Genomic DNA, 17753 nt, shown 5'->3' with positions numbered 1-17753 from the left:
CATCTTATCGTTGGGGATACGATATTTATGCTAGCGCTTGCGCAATTGCTGCGCAAGTTGTCATGAATATCAGATGATATATTGATGCAAACGTTAATATCAACGATGACAACGACCGTTCGGCAATGGTTCGTTGTGTCCGACGATGCGACGATCGCCTGATGGTGCGGCCATCGTCTGATGGTGCCGCGGCGACGGCGCACGGCCTGCGCGAACATCGCGCGGCGCGTGCGCGGCGCCCGCGAAAATGGGCAAACGCTTGGCATATTCCCGTTATTTGCGTATTGCCCCATGCTTGCGGTAAAAAGAACAGTGGTTGCGCAAGTCTTGCGCAGAGAAGGGCCGATGCGGCGTCGATATGACGTCGATTGGCGGGCGAGGCATGTGGACGGTTCGATTCCCGACGCATATGCATGGTGTGCAGGCCTTGAACGAGCGATGAAGGAGAACGGCGTGGCAAGTCTGAAGGATGTGGCGGCGGCTGCAGGCGTATCCGAATCCACGGTGTCGAGGGCATTGCGAGGCACCGGCCGGGTAAGCGAAAAGACCCGCGCACGCGTGCAGGAGGTCGCCGACCGTCTGCATTTCACCCTGTCTCGCAGCGCATCGTCATTGGCCAGCGGCAAGACCATGCGCGTGACCATGGTGTTCACCGACTCGCTCAACACCTGGTTCAACTCGGCCGCCATGCAGGGTGCATACGAGGTCCTCGCCGACGCCGGCTACGATCTCGTGCCGCTCATCGTGCGCACGCAGGCCGATCTTCGCCGATTCTTCGAACAGCTGCCCGGCAACCGCAACGCCGACGGCATGATTGTCGTCTCCATCATGCTCGACCAGCAGCAGGTCGGCATCCTCGAGGACTTGACGATTCCCTCGGTCGGGCTGGACGCGCGTGCCATCGGCGGCTACAGCGCCACCGTGCGCGTCGACGACATGAACGCCATGCGACAGGCCGTGCAACTGCTCAACTCGCTCGGTCACAAGCGCATCGGATTCGTCGAGATGCCCGACAACCCCGATTTCCAGTTCAGCGCCAAGCTGCGTTCGGGCGCATTCCTCGATGTGGCGCGATCCATGGGATACGGGGAGGACGAGCTGAGCCTGTTCGAGGGGCGCGATTTCGGCAAGTTCCACAGCTTCCAGGACGCCGTCTCCGAAGCGGCGAACCGCATCATCTCCAAGCGCGACCGTCCCACCGCCGTATGCGTGGAGACCGACGACTTCGCCATCGCGCTCATGTACGCGGTGCGCAAGGTCGGGCTGCGCGTGCCCGAGGACCTCGCCGTCATCGGCTTCGACGACAACGCACTTTCCTCCATGGCCGAGCTGACCACGCTGCATCAGGACCCGCAGCTGATGGGCCGTATGGCCGCCGAAAAACTCGTGACGCTCATGCGCGGCGAAACTCTTGCCGACCCGCATTCCATGCTGCAGGCCTCGCTGATTCTGCGCTCCACCGCCACGCGCATGTGACGCAGGCGGACGGCCAGTAGTGCGAGCGGCACGAGGCGCGAATTTGGCCAAATCGATTATGACGAGGCCGGAATGCGGTCGCTGACGAACGTATCGGCCAGGTTTCGGCAGAAAGCTCGATGGATAGGAAATGGATAAGAAAAACCCCGGTGGGTTGGGCACCGGGGCAAGAGGAAGAGAGGAGAAGAAGAAAGGTTCAATTATCAGGTTCCCGAGGAGTAGGAGCCTCATCGCCGGTCGCGTCCTGCGTTGCCGCTTGGCGTTTCCGTTGACATTTCCTATATAACCCCACGAGTCTTGGCATAACGATGCGAAACCCTTAAATTTCCCTGAAGAAACCATGGCGGTTTCGTGGGGCTGTCGGTTCGCGGCCGTCGCGGGACGGTTTCGTGGGTCTATCGGTTTGTGTACCTATATGGACGGTAGTGCAGGCCCAAGTGGTCGAATTTATGGGTCTACTCAATCGGTTTTGTGGGTCTGGTGGATTAGGTTTGTGGGTCTGTCGGTTCGCGGCGAGGATTAGTGGGTCTGGCATATTCATTAACCGTGGGTCAATCTGTTCATTATGGGGTTTGTTCGACGACGCAATCCGGCAAGAAGATGAGAAAGGCTGGGATTAATCGGTCGCGGACCGGAGGATTCACTCGGGTGAAAGTCATGCAGATATGAAAAAGGCCTTCCGCGGTGGAATGAATGCAGAAGGCCTTCGTGGAGCTAAGGGTAGTCGAAACCCCGACCTCTTCGATGCGAACGAAGCGCTCTACCAACTGAGCTATAGCCCCAAGGGTGCTGTGCTTAACGCGACAACTTGCATTACTTTAATACGCGAACGCGATTCGTGCAATTCGTGTCGGCGTCAGGTCCACGATTCTTCCACATTGCGGGCATTTGGACGCTGTTGTTCGGGCCTCATAGACGCAAACGGCTTCCGTTGCCGCAAAAACTCGAGTTGTGAGGCTTGCCGGGGCAAGACCGCAGAAAACAATGTTGGAAAATGGCGGAATTTATGGGGCAGGGAGGCGTGGTTTCGTCAAAGAAGCCTCACAACTCGGGTTTCGACGGGTTTCGAGGGTCCGTATGCTCCGTTTTCACCGCGAAATGTCGAGTTGTGGGTATTCGTATTGCAGGGAATGCCGTGTGCGGTGCCGGAGAATGGCGGAATCGCGTAGCGAAGGCGACCCGTCCCGGAAATGAAGCACCCACAACTCGGGTTTTGGATATGAAAACCCGTCCGGCGAAGGGTTCCGGACGGGTTATGCTTTCAGGCCGGCGGAGAACCGACCGGACGAAATGCGAAACGACTTCTCTCAGGCGGCGTGACGCGGGGTGGAATCGCTGAAACCGGTGGCGTCGACGGTCGCGGTAACTGCGCCGCCGGCAATCTCGCCTCCTTCGAGGCCTTCGTCGGCCGCAGCCTTCTTCTTGCCGAACTTCGCCTTGAGCAGGCCGATGATGGTCGGCAGCAGCGAGACGGCGAGAATCAGCACGATCACCAGCTCGAAGTGCTTCTGCACGGCGGGGATGTTGCCGAAGAAGAAGCCGAGGAACGTGAACAGCGACGACCAGGTGAGGCCGCCAAGCACCGAGAACGGCGTGAAACGGCTCCAGCGCATGCCGGAGATGCCGGAGATGAACGGCATGAACGTGCGGATGAAGGGGAAGAAGCGGCCGAGGAACACGGCGAGCGGCCCCCACTTGTCGATCATCTTCTCGGTCTTCTCGATGCGCTCGGGCGTCATGGCCTTGACCTTGCCCGATTTGATGATGCGGCGGCCGAAGAAGTGGCCGATGAAGTAGTTGCACTGGTCGCCGATGATCGGGGCGGTCCACACCACGGGCAGCAGGATGTGCAGCGGCAGCGCGGACTGGCCGGTCACGGCATCGGGGGCCGCGAACACGCCGGCGGCGAACAGCAGCGAGTCGCCGGGCAGGAACGGGAAGAACACCACGCCCGTCTCGATGAACACGATGAGGAAGATGAAGCCGCATGCCACGCCCGGTCCCATGGCAATCCACCCGGCGATCGCGGCGCGCGGGTCCTTGAGCAGTTCAAGAATGAAATTGACGAAACGCATGAAAATCCTTGATAGATCCTTCAGACAAGTACTTGATGGTATATCGAACGGAGTCTGTAACCGTCAACCACCCTAGCATTCCGTCATGTACGAGCCATGGCCCGCTTGAACTGCCGTCGAAATCCTTACAAATCAGCGCGCGAGGGGATGGGTCTTCCGATGGGTTCGAGTCCTACCGGGGTACGGGATACCTACTCGCGCGAGGGGATGAGCGCGGCGATGGCGTCGTCCGAAGGGTCGCGGACTTCGGCTGGGTCCGTGCTATCGGCCGGCGCGCCGACGGCGCCGGCCGCGCGCCCCGGCCATCGGGGCCCGTCGCCGACGGCCATGTTGCCGTCCGTGCCGTCGGGCGTCGCGGCGTCGGCGTAGCGATACACGGCCGCCGGACGGTGCCGTCCCTCGCGGCGTTTCTCGCCCGTCGCCTCCAACTGTTTGGAGGCGAGCATCTTGCGGCGGAAATTCGCCAGGTCTATCGGTTCGCCGGCGATCGCCTCGTATACGTCGTGCAGCTGCGCGAGGGTGAACGTGTCGCCGACCAGTCGCGTGGCCACCTCCGGGTATTCGATGCGGTTGCGTAGCCGCCACAGTGCATGGTCGATGATCTGCCGGTGGTCGAACGCCAGCTCGGGCAGGTCGTGTTCGGGGAACCACCGCACGTTGTCGGCGTCGGCGAAGTCCTTCGTCTCCGCCCGGCCGACCAGCGCCCAGTACACGATGGAGACCATGGGCAGGCCGCCGTGCGATCGCGCGGGATCGCCGAACGTATGCAGCTGCTCGAGATACCGCGGATGCAGATCGGTCGTGGATTCCAGCGCCGCGTAGGCCGCCTGTTCGAGCGAGCGGTCGGCGCGCAGGCCGCCGCCGGGCAGCGCCCACATGCCTTTGAACGGCTGGCGCACGCGACGGACGAGCGGCAGCCACAGTCGGCTCCGCCCGCCGGAGGCCGGTTTTGGCGTGGTCGTCGGGACTGCGGCCGTGGCGGTCGCGGCGTCGGAGGAATCGACGGTCGTCCCGGTCGAATCCTCATCGCCGCCCAAGGCGAGGATCACCACGGAGACGCCGATCTGCGGCGGCTGCGATCTGCGTTCCGAAACGTTTCCCAATCCCATGGCATTCCTTCCCGAAAGAATTTCCTATATCCAGCTTTCAAGCCACATGAGCCGAGCCGTGAAGCGGGGAACCCGGTGGGTTCCCCGTAGGCGAGGGGAGCGCGATGCATCGAGCGTGACGGTCGCACACGTGGCTTGAAAGTCCCTGATCGTTCAATTTATATCCAGCTTTCAAGCCACATGTGCGACAGCCAGAACTCGTACGGTACGGGGATGGCCGTCCAGATGGGGTAGAAGAACACGGACACCAGGGCGATGATGACGAGCACGCCGCCCATGATCCACCAGAACGTGAAGGCGTCGAGACGGCTGCGCAGCCAGTCGGCCACGTAGACGAATCCGAGGATGATCCACGGCAGGATGACGATGGCGTAGAACGTGAACGTGGTGCGGTTGAGATACTGCGCCCACGGCAGCCAGCCGCCGAGGAACCCGGCGAGCACGGCCCAGATTCGCCAGTCGCCGCGTCTGACGGCGACGGCGATGATGATGGCGGCGATGACGCATGCCGAACCCAGCCACCAGATCAGCGGATTGCCGAGCGAGGTGATCGCGGCCACGCATTTGGAGTCGGGGCTGAGCGAGCACAGTCCGGGATGCCCGTCGAGCTCCTGCCAGTAGAAACTGGTCGGCCGCCATTGGATGGGCCAGGTGAGCGGGTTGGCCTTGTAGTCGTGCGGGGCGTCGAGGGTGGTGTGGAACTGCCACATCTGCACGTGATATTCGACGAACGAACGCCATGACTGCGGCAGCCATGTGATGCCGGCGCCGGGGTTCTTCTCGGCCCAGTCGTGCATGTACGAGTCGGGGTGGGTGAACCAGCCGATCCATGTGGCCAGATACGTCGCGATGTAGACGGGCACCATGTATGCGGCGGCGAGCAGGCCGTCCTTCCAGAGACCGGTGATCAGCCAGCTGCGGAAGCCGGCGACATGGCGCTCCCATGCGTCCCACAGCACGCTGATGACGCAGAACACGGCGAAGAGGTAGGCTCCCGACCATTTCACGCCGGTGGTCAGACCGAGCAGTATGGCGGCCGAAAGGCGCCACCATGAGAACGCGATGAACGGGCCGGCGGAGTCGAGCCGCAGCGGCGCGGCCGGATCATTGCCGGATGGCGGCAGCCATCGGACGCCACGCTGGACGGATTCGCGGGCGTAGGCCCGGTGCAGTCGATCGCGCGCCCAGTCGCGGTGGCCGAGCATGCATGCGAACGCACCGAGCGCGAATACCATGATGAAGTTGTCGAGTAGTCCGGTGCGGCTGAGCGTGATACCCATGCCGTCGATGGACATGAGGAATCCGCCGATCATCGCCATCGGCAGCGAATGGAACAGCCGCAGGATGATGCGGCACAGGATGAGTATGGCCACGGTGCCGGCGACGGCCGTGGCAGCGCGCCAGGCGAACGTGTTCGCGGCGCCGCCGAACAGCTGCATGCCGAGTGCGATGCACCATTTGCCGAACGGCGGATGGACCACGTATTCCGCGCTGGAATCCCAGGCGTTGAGATACATGCCTTGGGCGAAGAGGTTGTCGATGTCGACGCCGTTGATGGTCTCGGGCCAGTTGCGTGGCTCTCCGGTCATGATCATCGTCCACGCGTCCTTGACGTAATACGTTTCGTCGAAGACCACGGCGCGGGGCGAACCGAGTCGGATGAACCGCAGCAGGCCGCCGAACACGGCCATGAGGATGGGCAGCACCCAGTTCATGATGCGCGACGCATGGAGAAATGCCGGCATGGCCGATGCTTTCGGCGAGGCCGGCTCTTTGGTCGGTGCTGTCGGCTGGTCCGGGGCGATCGCCGCCGTATGCCGGCTGCCGGGGATGTGGCGTTCGGTGCGCTTGACGGTTTCCGGTTTCACCCTTTCAAGGGTAATGGGTCGTTGTGGACGCATGGTGGAGGGCCGTGAGATGCGCGGATGCGTTGGGTGTTGGGTGCGGATGCGTTGGATGCTGGTGCGCGGAGCGGCGGGTGCGGTGGGTGACGGATGAGCTGGGTGACAGGTGCGGTGGGCGGTGGGGATGTTGGGTGGCGAATGTGCCGGGCATCGGAGGACCTGCACGATTTCGGGTAAACAAAAACCGGCCCCCATTCGGGGGCCGGTTCTATGTACAAGCGCTACACAATGCGGAATCTCTACACAACATCGTCGTCGTGGCGGTAAAAGTCTGGTATCCGCCCAACATCATTGACCTTGGTGATCATCTACTCTTGTGGGCTCCGCTCTTGAGTTTTGCTTGTACTTCCAATTATTTCCGGACGAGGCGAAAATGCAAGCCGGCAGGGGGATTTTTCCCGAATACTGATACGGGATTTTTCCGATGGACGGGGGTGTTTTCGGGCTGGTCGTCGGCGTTGTCTCGGACGAGCCGCAAGCGTTCGGTTTTGGTCTGTTTATGTTTGCCGGACGTGGAGTATCTGTGCGGTGTTTGGGAGATTCTGGCCATATCTGTGCGAAATGTGGATAACTCGGGGTGAGGGTGGACCGTTCGTCAACATTGTTCCGCTGCCTTGGGATTCAACGCCCGTTCTTGGAAGAATTCGAAATATGGACGATATGCGAATGAAGACGAAGAACACGGTGCTGGTTGTCGGCGGCGTGGGCGGCGGCGTGGGCGCGAATGCCGGCGGGGTAGGCGTGGGCGGCGGTGCCGGTGCGGGCTTAGACCCGTCGGTGTCGCCGATGCCGCTGCCGGACGGCGTGCGTTCGCTGCCGTTGCCCAGGCCGAGACGGTTCTACACACGTGCCGGCGGCGATGGTGGGGGTGGCGGTGGTCGTAGGGCTGATGGCGGTAGCCGCAAGACCAATGGCGACCATGACGGTAAAAGCCGTGCGATGGACCGACTGCGGAGAAGCGGACCGGTTGACATGGCTCAGCAGATCGGCGCGGGACTGGCCTCGGCGAACGCCCGAGGCGGCGCGGTGCTGTTCTTCTCACCGACGGGCGGTGCCGGCGTGAGCGTGCTGGCGGCCATGTGCTCGTGGTCGCTGACGCAGCGTGATCGCAGTTGTGCGCTCGTCGATCTTGACCTGGCAGCCGGCGGATTGGATGTGCTGCTCGGGCAGGAGGCCGAGGAGGGGCTTCGATGGAGTGGCATCAGTGCGCCGCTGGGGCGCATAGAACCGGAGGCGTTGATCAACGAGCTGCCGAAATGGGACGATGTCGTCGTGCTGGCCGCCGACCCCTGGAACGGCGGCGAACCGGATTGGTGGGAGGTCGAGGCCGCGCTGTCGGCGCTCGCGGAAAACCGTGATGTGCTGGTGTTCGACGCCGGGCATGCCGCGGCGTGGAAGGACATGCCGGTCGCTGTGCATGTGATGCTGGTGGAGCTCAGCGTGCTGGGGCTTGCACGCGCCCGGGGCATGCTGCGATGGCTGCGTGGCGGGGGAGTCGATGCCGTCACGAGCGGTCTCGATGACGACATGATGCGCGAGTCCGTGGACGCCGAAGGAACGGCAACCATCTTGGTGGGCATCAGGCCGCCCGTCTCTTCTCGCGCCGGAGCCGTGAGCAGGCGTGAGGCCGAGGACTATCTGAAGACGTCGATGATCGGCGTGATGAAACGGGACGCCTCGCTGGGCAAATCCATATTGTCCGGTCTCGGCATCGCCAGGATACCGAGAAAATACCGCAAGCTCATGAACGAGCTATGCGACCGCATCGAAGAGGCATGCCGCCATGACCGGCGTCGCAATCGATAGGCGGTCAGACCGTCGAGGACGACGCGTGATGTTCGGCCCGCTCGACGAACTGGTGCGCGAAGGAGGCGTGACCGATGTGGCGGTGACCTGCGACGGGCGCATATGGGTCGATTCCGGTGACGGCATGGAGGAACGGACCGTGGCCGTGGGATTCCGTACGCCGCAGATCGTGCGCGAATACGCCGTGCAACTATGCGCGCAGCTCGGGCACAGGCTCGACGACTCGCACCCGATCGCCGACGCCGCCACTGTGGACGGCATCCGTGTGCATGCGGTCATCGCGCCATTGGTGGCGCAGGGGGCCGCGCTGTCCATTCGTTTTCCGGACCATGCCATGGCGAATCTGCCGGCATTGGGCGCGGCCGGACTGTTCCCGTACGCCTGGCTGACGATGCTGCGCAGACTGGTCGAGCGGCGTGCCACCGTACTGATCACCGGCGGTACGGGCACCGGCAAGACCACATTGCTCAAGGCGCTGCTGGGCGAATGCGCCGACAGCGAGCGCATCGTCAGCGTGGAGGAGATTCGTGAACTCGGGGGCATCGACCACGACAACCATGTGGCCTTGGTGGCCCGCGAGCCGAACGTGGAAGGCGCCGGCGGCATAGGTCTGCCGGAACTGGTGAAGGCCACGCTGCGCATGCGCCCCGACCGTGTGGTGCTGGGCGAATGCCGCGGCGAGGAGATTGCCGACCTGCTGCGTGCGTTGAACTCCGGGCATCACGGTGGTATGGCCACGTTGCACGCCGACGGCGTGGACCGGGTGCCGGCCAGGCTCTCCACGCTGGGATTGCTCGCCGGACTGGATCCGGCGGCTCTTGCCATGCTGGCGGAAGGGGCGTTCGATGTGGTGCTGCATCTGGAACGTGTAGACGGTCGGCGCCGTATAGCCCAGGTGGGATTGCTGGAGACCGATGACGACGGGAGACTGATTGGCCGCCCTGTGTGTGAATGGGACGGCACGGGCATGCCGGTCCATCATCCGATATGGCCACGCTTCGCCGGATGGTGGGGCATCCCACTGATTCCCGGCGTGGACGGCGGCAGGCCACAGCTGCCGCCGAGACCCTGAGCCGGTGCATCATGATGCCGTTCATGGTCGCGCTCATGGTGGGAATGACGGTGTGGCTGTGTTCGGGCGCGAGCCGGTACCGCACCGATAGGCTCCATGCTGTGATTCGCGAGGAGGGGAATCGCCCGGTGCCTCGTATGGGCGTGGCGGCGGCGTTGTCGTCGCTGAGCGCGTTCATTCGCAACGGAGGCACCGCCATCGCCGCAGTGGAGGAGCTTGCAGGCCGGTGTTTCGCCGGAACCGTTGCGACCCCAGCCCGCGTTGCCGCGGCGTTCGAGGCGAGACGACGGCATGACGAACCGGTCGAGCAGGCGATGCGTGTGGCCGAGGACGTGGCCATGGCGTTCCGCATCAGCGAACTGCTGGGATGCGAGACCGTGCGTTGCCTGGCAGCAGTGTCGGCCGCGCATTCGCGCCGGCGACTGCTGGAGGATCTGGAGGCGAAGTCGCTGGCTATGCCGAAGTCCACGGTGAAACTGCTGTCCGCCCTGCCGCTGGTGACCATCGCATTGGGCGAGGCGCTTGGCGTACGGCCGCTGTCGTTTCTGTTCGGATCGGTCGGCGGTCTGATATGTCTGTTGGCGGGAGCGGTCTGCTACGTCGTCGGACTGATATGGATGGAGACGCTGATGAGTCAGCTTCGTTCGGCACGGTTCGATACACGACGATCGGAGGCTGGGCATGGCCGGTGACATGTGGCAGCTGCTGGCGGCGATGATGACGGTACTCGCCGTGATGATATACAGCGGGCGGACCAACGGACCGGCCGGTCATGCGTCGGCTCGGCTCCGTCGTGGGGCCGGCGACGGAGCCGAGCCGCCGATGACATTGCTGCTGGAGATGCTGGCCGTCGCCATACGTCAGGGAGCGTCGATTCCGCGGGCGATGTCGGTTATCGGCGGTGTGCTCGTAGAGCGGGAGGGCGATGCCATGCCGGATGCGGCCGCGTCGGACGATGCCGAATCGGACGGTCTGGGCAGTCGGATGCTGCGTGTCGCCGCGGCATTGAACCGCGGCGCGGAATGGGACGGTGCATGGGCCGCGCCCGCGCCGGACGGCCGTTATGACGAGGCAATGCGTCTGATGAAATCCGCGTTGGAACCGTCGTGGAAGCATGGCGTCTCGCCGCTGTTGCGCATCGAGACGACCATCGAACAAATCGATCTCGACGAACGACGGTCCATCGAGGAGTCCGCCGCCAGGCTGTCGGTTCGCATCCTCGTGCCGATGGGATTGTGCTTCCTTCCGGCGTTCATCCTCATCGGCGTCATCCCCTCCATCGCGGCTTTCGCCGGACGATGATATCCGCGTTGACGTTGTGCGCGGTTTCGTCGGCATTCCACAGTCGGATTTTTCAATGGAGAGTAAGGCTCGACCACGTTCGTCAACATTGTCGGAAAACCATGCGGTGACAAGGCGGAATACGGCAGACTGGAATCAGCTTCGAAGCGGGACCATGATCGGCGATACGCCGGCGACACGAACACAACCGAATCAAAAAGTCCCATCACCAGACCGGTGATGGCGGCCACCGTCGACTGCGGATGGCCGGCGAAGAGAAAGGACACTACGATGACACGGTCGGAGGGAACGCCGCTTCACGATCAGGACCTGTACGGTCCGGGAATACGTGGCCGTATGCGGGCGATGGCGAAGGCGGCGAACACGAGGATATGCATGCTTGACGCCCGCATGCGCACCATCACGGCGGAACCGGAGAAGGGACTGGCGACGGCGGAGTATGCGGTGGTCATGATAGCCGCGACCGGCTTCGCCGGACTCCTGGTGGCCATCCTCAAATCGGGCGCGGTGAAGACGCTGCTGACCAATCTGGTCAAACAGGCGCTCAGCGTGTGATCGGCGGAGTCGTGGTGTCGGGCCGAAAGGCGATCACGGGCCGAATCAAGGTCCTGCGCCGGATGCTCGGAAACCTCGGCGGTCTTGGCGGATCGGGCATCGGCGGAACGGATGCAGGCACGGTGACCGCGGAATTCGCGGTGGTGCTGCCGGCGGTGATGGTGGTGTCGCTGTTGTTGTTTTCGTCGGCGAGGGCCGTGATCGTCAATATGAACTGTCAGGAGGCGGCGCGTGCCGCGGCGCGGGAACTGGTGGTCGCCGGGGAATCCGGCGATGCCGATCCGGCCGGCGTGGTGGCGCGCATCGCCGGCCCCGGCGCGACGGTCTCGACCGCGACGGGCGGCGGACAGGTGACGGTGACCACACGATGCCCGCTGATGCCCGGTCCGTTGGGCGTACTGCCGATGGCCTTGGAAGGCAGGGCCGTGGGCATGCTTCATGAATAGGCGGTGAGGCATGAACGGACGACGGAACGGAAGTCGGCGACGTGGAGGAAACCGGCGACGTGGTGAAGGCCGGCGATGCGGCGTAAACCCACGATGCGATGGCCTCGAGGGCAACCCGCTGAGGCAAAGCGACCGCGGGTCGGGAACGGTGATCGGCGTGGGATTGGTGACGGCAGCGGCCGTGCTGCTGTCGGCCATACTGGCCGTGGGCAATGTGCTGTACTGCAAGTCCGTGGCGCAGACGGCGGCCGATCACGCCGCGCTTGCTGCGGCGACGGCCCATTACGAATCCCTGGGCGATCCGTGTGCGAAAGCGGGAGGCGTGGCCTCCTCGAATCGGGCGAGGCTTGCCGAATGCTCGATTATGGGCGAGGACGTGGTGGTCGGCGCTTCGGTGACCACGAGGGTGCCGTTTGTCGGTGAGGTGACGATGCGGGCGAAGGCCGGTCCGAAGGACTGCCGGTAGCGGCGATGATGCCGGCGGTCCTTCGATGGCGAACCGTCCGATTGCGGCCTTGATTGCGGTCATCGGCCGACGGAATCCGGTCGGTTGATGACCGCAATCGGTCACTTGGCGTCGGACTTGGCGGAATCCTTGCGGGCGTTGACGAACCAGTAGGCGAGTGCCACGAAGATGGCTCCGCCGACGATGTTGCCCAGAGTGGCGGCGGAGAGGTTGTAGAGAATACCCTGCACGGTGACCGCTTCGGCGCCGGCGGCCTGCGCGCCGAATCCGAGCGTCTTGGAGACGAGTCCCACGGGGAGGAAGAACATGTTGGCCACGCAGTGTTCGAAGCCCATGGCGACGAATCCGGCGATGGGCAGCAGGATGCCGAGCACCTTGTCGCCGACGGAGCGGGCGGAGAATCCGATGCGCACGGCCAGGCAGACGAGGATGTTGCACAGGATGCCGCGGAAGAACAGCGTTATCCAGTCCGGGGTGATCTTCGAGGCGGCGGTCGCCACGGCGGTGTCGCCCACGGCGCCGTCGTTGAGGCCCATGGTGCCGGCGAAGGCGATGAGCGTGACGAGCAGCAGGGCTCCGGCGAGGTTGCCGAACCAGACGATGATCCAGTTCTTGGCGAGCGCGCCCCAGCTGATCTTGCGGGCGGCGATGTCGGAGGCCATGAGCGAGTTGCCGGTGAACAGTTCGGCGCCGCAGCAGAGCACGAGCACGAGTCCCATGCAGAAGGCGAGGCCGCCGACGAATCGTTTCGGGCCCCAGGTCATGGCCGGATCGCTGGTGACGATGAGGAAGAACAGCGCGCCGAAGCCGATGAACGCGCCGGCGAACATGGCGGAGACGAATGCCTTGCCGCCGCTGAGCTGGGTCTTGCCGATGCCGGCCTTCTCCACGGCCTCCTCGGTTTCGGCGGGGGTGAGCGCGTTGATGTTGACCTGCGGGGTGAGGATCGACGGCGTCGTCTTGATGGTCGGTGTGTTGCCGGCGTCGGTTGCCGGGTTGCCGTTGTGCGGCATGGTGAGATCCCTTCTCTGGAGTCTTCGATGAACCGCACACCATATTCGCGCATACGGTTGACGCCGCAGCATCCGTTCCCACCATTTGCAGGAAGGGCCGATAAGGATATGGAATTATGTACTACAATAATAAAGGCGAGGGGTTGCCGGCAGGCCGTCCCGTATTTGTTCGTGAATCGGCGTTGAAGCGTGGCATCGATCCATCCGATGCGTTGACGGTGGCGCGTCATCCTTTGGGGACAAGTGTTCTGGATGAGGACCAGCTGAAACTGTTGTGCGTGGGGTTTGACGACAATGCCGCCGCCTTGGAGGTGGTGATCAAAAGAACCCATCGTGGTTGGCTGCTGATTTACGCAATGAAGCTTCGCAAAAAGTACTGGCCGCTGTTGTTGCAGGGGACAGTGGATACGACATATTGGGAGGATGGATGATGGGTGATGATCGAGATTACATCATCGTCAGTGATGCGGATTTCTCCGATGAGGAGAATGCCGTGCTGAATGCGGACGCCGAAGAGGCGGAGCGTGGGTATCCCCTCGGGTTTCTTGAATCGCGCCGACGCGGCCGTCCTTTGGAAATCGGCCTGACTCCGGCGCGACATAAGGTGCAGGTTCGCTTGGATGAGAATCGTTTTCGCCTGTTGAACGAATATGCGAGGCGGCATCATCTCTCGCAGTCGGAAGCGATGCGTGAGCTTCTGGACCGGGGCCTTGCCTCGGCCTAGGGCTTGACCTCCGTCTCGCGATGATGCTTGGCGGGCCATGCCTCGTAGGCGAGGACCCCACAAAGTAGTATGGTGACTTGGCTCACCGGGATGGTCGTACGGATTTGGAAAGAATGGGTTTGCATTATGGCTTTGGCATTGTATAGGCGTTACCGCCCCGATACCTTCGACGGCATCGTGGGTCAGGACCAAGTCACCATTCCCCTCTCCCGCGCCCTTGACGAGGGCAAGCTCACGCATGCGTACCTGTTCTCCGGCCCGCGCGGCTGCGGCAAGACCAGTTCAGCCCGTATTCTGGCCCGCTGCGTCAACTGCGCGAAGGGCCCGACCTCGCATCCGTGCGGTGAATGCGAATCCTGCAGGGATCTCGCCACCGGCGGCCCCGGCTCCATCGATGTGGTGGAGATTGACGCGGCCAGCCATAACGGCGTGGACGATGCCCGCGAGCTTCGCGAACGCGCCGGCTTCGCGCCCGCCCGCGACCGCTATAAGATCTTCATCCTCGACGAGGCCCATATGGTCACGCAGCAGGGCTTCAACGCGCTGCTGAAGATCGTGGAGGAGCCGCCGGAGCATGTGATGTTCATCTTCGCGACGACGGAGCCGGAGAAGGTCATCGGCACGATTCGTTCGCGCACCCATCATTATCCGTTCCGTCTGGTGCCGCCCGAGGTCATGGGGCCGTATCTGGAGGATATCTGCGGCAAGGAGGGCATCAAGCCGGAGCCCGGCGTGCTCAAGCTGGCCATGCGTGCCGGCGGTGGCTCCATGCGAGACACGCTTTCGGTGCTTGACCAGCTCATGGTCGGTGCCGTCGACGGCGTGATCGCCCATGACTCCGCCGTCGCGTTGCTCGGCTTCACGCCGGATGCGCTCATCGCCGAGGCCATCGACGCCGTCATCGACAAGGACGGCGAGAAGCTGTATGGCGTGGTGCAGAAGGTCGTGGTCGGTGGCTTCGACCCGCGGCGCTTCGTCGAGGATCTGCTGTCGCGTGTGCGTGACCTGCTGGTTCTCACCATCGCCGGCGAGCGTGCGGAATCCGTGCTCAGCGATGATGCCGAGGCGGAGGGCGTCGACGACCTGCGGCGTCAGGCCGAGGCCTTGGGATTGCAGCGACTGACGGCCATCGCCGATGTCATCAACGATACGTTGGGTTCGATGACCGGCGCGATTTCGCCGCGTATGCGGCTTGAACTGCTGGCCGCACGACTGCTGGTGCCCGCAACGGTCGCCGCCGCGCCGGCCGCGGCGACGGCGGCTTCGTCGTCGGGCACGGCCTCGGCCGATGCCGCCGGGAACGCGGCGGCATCGTCGCCGCAGTCGTCCGGCGCGGCGCGCGGCGGCTTCATTGGCCGTCGTCGTCAGCAGCAGCCATCGTCGTCGGCGTCATCATCATCCACGTCGTCGCAGCCGCAGGTTCCTTCATCGTCGCAGGCGGCGGATGGAGCCGCATCCGTGGCGTCCGCCGATGCGACCGTATCCGCGTCGGCATCCGACGACGGCCGCTCCTCTGCGGCCTCTGTTCCGCAATCGTCGGCTTCCGGCCAGCAGGACGGGCAGACGTCCGCGTCGCAGGCCGGCGGTCACGCATCGCAGGATTCCGCATCGGGCGATCCCGCATCGGACAACCGCACGCCGGATGAGAAGTGGGATGCGATCGTCGCCGCGCTGCCCGAGGACGTGCGCAGATATGTGAACCGCGACAAGGTGCCGCGCATCAATCTCGCGCCCCATCCGAAGACCGGCCAGATGCGGCTATGGATCAAGTTCGACGTGCCGCTGAGCAAGTATGCGTTCGCGCTCGCCGTCGCCAGGGAGGAAGTGGACGGCACCAACAAGGTGACCGACATCCTTCGCGCCGAGACCCGCAAGGCGTTCGGCCCCGATGTGGCGCTCGCCCCGACCAAGAAGATGGCCGACGGCCAGATGGCGCCGCCATGGAGCCAGCTGCCGCCGCAGGAGCAGCAGCGCATCAAGGCGGAACTGCTGCAGGCCAGCCTGTCGTCGTCCATGCCGGCCGGCGTCGGTACGGCCGCCGCGGCGTCGAGGCAGTCGCACGATCATGAGACGGCTCCGGCCGACAACGCCGAGGCGCAGAACGATTCCGACGTTCATCGGGCCGCAGATCACGGTCCGAACAGCGGCCTTCCGAACAGCGGCCCGGGGCGGCCCCCGCTTCCGGAGGACGATCCATGGGCGATGCCCGCGCCATCTGCCCATGCCTCGTCGGCACAGTCGGCTCCGGCCGCGGCCGACCCCGCAGACGATCCCTGGGCCCAGTCGACCGCGCAGACCGGCTCCGCCCGGCCGTACGAGGACCTTTCCCATCGGGAGAAGCCGCATGCCGAGCCGCACGCCAAGCATGTGGCCGTGCCGGACCTGAGCGACGACAACGATCCGTGGGCGACTCCGACTCCGTCCCCGGCTGCGCAGCCGGCTCCGAATCCGTCGTCGGAGGCCGATCCGTCAATCGGCGCCGATCCGTGGGCCCAACCGGCCGGACAGTCGAGCCAGCCGGTGCAGCCCCATGCCGACCCCGCTCCGGCCGTGGCGCAGCAGTCCCAGCCGCCGGTGCAGGTCCGTCATTTCAATCCGCACGCCCGGCAGAACGTCCAGGCCGCGTCCGCGCCGGGCGACGGGGCCGCGTGGCCGTCGTCGTCCGGGTTCGGCGGGCCGGCCGCAGGCCCTGCGGCTCCCGCCGGCCCGCAGCCGCCCGCCGTCGACCCCGACGATGACGAATACTCCATGTCGGACGAGTCATTGGGCGCGGCCGGCGCCATGGACCTCGAGGAACTGAAGAAGTTCTTCGAAGTCAAGAACGTGGAGGTCCTCGAGCCCGACGACCCGCGCAACCCGCGCAATATCGTCGCCAAGCGCAAGAATGACGACGGCGAATAACCCCGCGATGATGGCATCCGGCCGCACGCCGGCCGGATGCCCGAAATACCCGAACAGGACGGCAAAGCCGTATAGCCGCATGACCGTATAAGGAGCGATGCATGGCACTGGCCTACGATGGCGCGATCCAGAATCTCATCGATGCGTTCGCCAAACTTCCCGGCATCGGGCCGAAGGGCGCGCAGCGCATCGCCTTCTACCTGCTGGGCGCCGACGATCAGGAGGCCCAGGCGCTCGCCGACGCCATTCAGGAGGTCAAGGCCAAGGTGAGGTTCTGCGAGATCTGCGGCAACGTGTGCGAGACGAGCCCGTGCCCGATCTGCGTCGACCCACGTCGCGACCGCACTGTCATCTGCGTGGTCCAGGAGCCCAAGGACGTGATGAGCATCGAGCGCACCCGCGAATTCCGCGGCCTCTACCATGTGCTCGGCGGCGCCATCAACCCCATGGCCAACGTCGGGCCGGCCGACCTGCGCATCCCCCAGCTGCTGGAACGCCTCGGCTCCGGCGAGGTGAGCGAGGTCATCATGGCCCTCAACCCCAACATCGAGGGCGAGGCCACCACCACCTACATCTCCCGGCTGCTCGGTCCGCTCGAGGTCAAGGTCACACGGCTGGCGAGCGGCCTGCCCGTCGGCGCCGACCTCGAATACGCCGACGAGGTCACGCTCGGCCGTGCGCTCGTCGGCCGCCGCGAGGCGTGACCCGGGCGTAGGCCCGTACGGAAGCCGTGCGAGCGGCTGTTCCGTGGCGTGGTCAATCGATTGACATCGGCCGGTGCTCCGACCCGTGGATGGGCCGCGCTCACATTGTGGAGCGGTGTTCGCGCCGTAATCTTCGAGAGCCCTATAATCTTGCCGTTTGCGTACAGTATTGACTTACTTGTGCGCATGGCAAACGTCAA

General features: G+C 64.1%; 16 protein-coding genes and 1 tRNA gene. 12 read left to right on the top strand and 5 right to left on the bottom strand.

The genetic code is table 11. The features are described 5' to 3' along the window. Positions 1-453 precede the first annotated feature (453 nt). Positions 454-1476 (top strand): LacI family DNA-binding transcriptional regulator, encoded by a 1023-nt coding sequence (locus tag CS006_RS09755; RefSeq protein WP_165777338.1) that lies wholly within the window; start codon positions 454-456, stop codon positions 1474-1476. Between the two features lie 709 nt (positions 1477-2185). Here CS006_RS09755 and CS006_RS09750 read toward each other — a convergent pair. The 4 genes from CS006_RS09750 to CS006_RS09735 all read right to left on the bottom strand — a co-directional run bounded on the left by CS006_RS09750 (position 2186) and on the right by CS006_RS09735 (position 6405). Next, a tRNA-Ala gene (locus CS006_RS09750) sits at positions 2186-2258 on the bottom strand. A gap of 525 nt (positions 2259-2783) precedes the next feature. Further along, positions 2784-3551 carry a DedA family protein gene (locus CS006_RS09745; protein ID WP_100511642.1) on the bottom strand — a complete coding sequence of 256 codons (768 nt, stop codon included), beginning with the start codon at positions 3549-3551 and terminating at the stop codon, positions 2784-2786. A 191-nt stretch (positions 3552-3742) separates the two neighbouring features. Then, positions 3743-4660, bottom strand: a complete 918-nt coding sequence (locus CS006_RS09740; RefSeq protein ID WP_100511641.1) for an NUDIX hydrolase — start codon at positions 4658-4660, stop codon at positions 3743-3745. A gap of 158 nt (positions 4661-4818) precedes the next feature. Further along, positions 4819-6405, bottom strand: coding sequence for a dolichyl-phosphate-mannose--protein mannosyltransferase (locus CS006_RS09735; protein ID WP_165777337.1), 1587 nt, complete (start codon positions 6403-6405; stop codon positions 4819-4821). A gap of 825 nt (positions 6406-7230) precedes the next feature. Here CS006_RS09735 and CS006_RS09730 point away from each other — a divergent pair. From CS006_RS09730 to CS006_RS09700, 7 genes are all read left to right on the top strand, one after another. After that, positions 7231-8370 (top strand): CpaE/TadZ family protein, encoded by a 1140-nt coding sequence (locus CS006_RS09730; RefSeq protein WP_133119564.1) that lies wholly within the window; start codon positions 7231-7233, stop codon positions 8368-8370. Between the two features lie 28 nt (positions 8371-8398). Continuing rightward, complete coding sequence (locus CS006_RS09725) at positions 8399-9442, top strand: TadA family conjugal transfer-associated ATPase (protein ID WP_423734842.1); 1044 nt, start codon at positions 8399-8401, stop codon at positions 9440-9442. Positions 9443-9477: 35 nt separating this feature from the next. Then, positions 9478-10134 (top strand): type II secretion system F family protein, encoded by a 657-nt coding sequence (locus CS006_RS09720; protein WP_133119563.1) that lies wholly within the window; start codon positions 9478-9480, stop codon positions 10132-10134. Further along, positions 10124-10744 carry a pilus assembly protein gene (locus CS006_RS09715; protein ID WP_243387027.1) on the top strand — a complete coding sequence of 207 codons (621 nt, stop codon included), beginning with the start codon at positions 10124-10126 and terminating at the stop codon, positions 10742-10744. Before CS006_RS09720 ends, CS006_RS09715 begins: the two co-directional genes overlap by 11 nt. A gap of 336 nt (positions 10745-11080) precedes the next feature. Continuing rightward, positions 11081-11299, top strand: coding sequence for a DUF4244 domain-containing protein (locus tag CS006_RS09710; protein ID WP_423734841.1), 219 nt, complete (start codon positions 11081-11083; stop codon positions 11297-11299). Next, on the top strand, positions 11296-11745 hold the full coding sequence (locus CS006_RS09705; RefSeq protein WP_243387026.1) for a TadE family type IV pilus minor pilin: 450 nt from the start codon (positions 11296-11298) through the stop codon (positions 11743-11745). The genes CS006_RS09710 and CS006_RS09705 overlap by 4 nt, the downstream gene beginning before the upstream one ends. A 10-nt stretch (positions 11746-11755) precedes the next feature. Further along, positions 11756-12211, top strand: coding sequence for an Rv3654c family TadE-like protein (locus tag CS006_RS09700; RefSeq protein ID WP_100511636.1), 456 nt, complete (start codon positions 11756-11758; stop codon positions 12209-12211). A gap of 101 nt (positions 12212-12312) precedes the next feature. On the opposite strand, the gene CS006_RS09695 is transcribed toward CS006_RS09700, so the two are convergent. Continuing rightward, on the bottom strand, positions 12313-13224 hold the full coding sequence (locus tag CS006_RS09695) for a formate/nitrite transporter family protein (RefSeq protein ID WP_100511635.1): 912 nt from the start codon (positions 13222-13224) through the stop codon (positions 12313-12315). Positions 13225-13340: 116 nt separating this feature from the next. Here CS006_RS09695 and CS006_RS09690 point away from each other — a divergent pair, with 116 nt between their 5' ends. From CS006_RS09690 to recR, 4 genes are all read left to right on the top strand, one after another. Next, positions 13341-13655 carry a toxin gene (locus CS006_RS09690; RefSeq protein WP_100511634.1) on the top strand — a complete coding sequence of 105 codons (315 nt, stop codon included), beginning with the start codon at positions 13341-13343 and terminating at the stop codon, positions 13653-13655. After that, complete coding sequence (locus CS006_RS09685; protein WP_207760041.1) at positions 13652-13948, top strand: ribbon-helix-helix protein, CopG family; 297 nt, start codon at positions 13652-13654, stop codon at positions 13946-13948. The genes CS006_RS09690 and CS006_RS09685 overlap by 4 nt, the downstream gene beginning before the upstream one ends. A gap of 126 nt (positions 13949-14074) precedes the next feature. Further along, positions 14075-16849, top strand: a complete 2775-nt coding sequence (locus CS006_RS09680) for a DNA polymerase III subunit gamma and tau (protein ID WP_100511632.1) — start codon at positions 14075-14077, stop codon at positions 16847-16849. A 101-nt stretch (positions 16850-16950) separates the two neighbouring features. Next, the gene (recR, locus tag CS006_RS09675) at positions 16951-17553 is read left to right on the top strand and encodes a recombination mediator RecR (RefSeq protein ID WP_100511631.1); all 603 of its coding nucleotides are present in this window, start codon (positions 16951-16953) and stop codon (positions 17551-17553) included. The last annotated feature ends 200 nt before the right edge of the window (positions 17554-17753 follow it).

The organism is Bifidobacterium primatium (assembly GCF_002802875.1).
Taxonomy (GTDB): domain Bacteria; phylum Actinomycetota; class Actinomycetes; order Actinomycetales; family Bifidobacteriaceae; genus Galliscardovia; species Galliscardovia primatium.
The sequence above is the reverse complement of the archived record's forward strand: the minus strand, read 5'-3'. Positions and strand labels throughout refer to the sequence as shown.

Excerpts from the sequence above, each read along its gene's own strand:
- CS006_RS09745 (WP_100511642.1), bottom strand. The coding sequence starts at position 3,551 with ATGCGTTTCGTCAATTTCATTCTTGAACTGCTCAAGGACCCGCGCGCC.
- CS006_RS09740 (WP_100511641.1), bottom strand. The coding sequence starts at position 4,660 with ATGGGATTGGGAAACGTTTCGGAACGCAGATCGCAGCCGCCGCAGATC.
- CS006_RS09735 (WP_165777337.1), bottom strand. The coding sequence starts at position 6,405 with ATGCCGGCATTTCTCCATGCGTCGCGCATCATGAACTGGGTGCTGCCC.
- CS006_RS09730 (WP_133119564.1), top strand. The coding sequence starts at position 7,231 with ATGAAGACGAAGAACACGGTGCTGGTTGTCGGCGGCGTGGGCGGCGGC.
- CS006_RS09725 (WP_423734842.1), top strand. The coding sequence starts at position 8,399 with ATGTTCGGCCCGCTCGACGAACTGGTGCGCGAAGGAGGCGTGACCGAT.
- CS006_RS09720 (WP_133119563.1), top strand. The coding sequence starts at position 9,478 with ATGGTGGGAATGACGGTGTGGCTGTGTTCGGGCGCGAGCCGGTACCGC.
- CS006_RS09715 (WP_243387027.1), top strand. The coding sequence starts at position 10,124 with ATGGCCGGTGACATGTGGCAGCTGCTGGCGGCGATGATGACGGTACTC.
- CS006_RS09710 (WP_423734841.1), top strand. The coding sequence starts at position 11,081 with ATGCGGGCGATGGCGAAGGCGGCGAACACGAGGATATGCATGCTTGAC.
- CS006_RS09700 (WP_100511636.1), top strand. The coding sequence starts at position 11,756 with ATGAACGGACGACGGAACGGAAGTCGGCGACGTGGAGGAAACCGGCGA.
- CS006_RS09695 (WP_100511635.1), bottom strand. The coding sequence starts at position 13,224 with ATGCCGCACAACGGCAACCCGGCAACCGACGCCGGCAACACACCGACC.
- CS006_RS09690 (WP_100511634.1), top strand. The coding sequence starts at position 13,341 with ATGTACTACAATAATAAAGGCGAGGGGTTGCCGGCAGGCCGTCCCGTA.
- CS006_RS09685 (WP_207760041.1), top strand. The coding sequence starts at position 13,652 with ATGATGGGTGATGATCGAGATTACATCATCGTCAGTGATGCGGATTTC.
- CS006_RS09680 (WP_100511632.1), top strand. The coding sequence starts at position 14,075 with ATGGCTTTGGCATTGTATAGGCGTTACCGCCCCGATACCTTCGACGGC.
- recR (WP_100511631.1), top strand. The coding sequence starts at position 16,951 with ATGGCACTGGCCTACGATGGCGCGATCCAGAATCTCATCGATGCGTTC.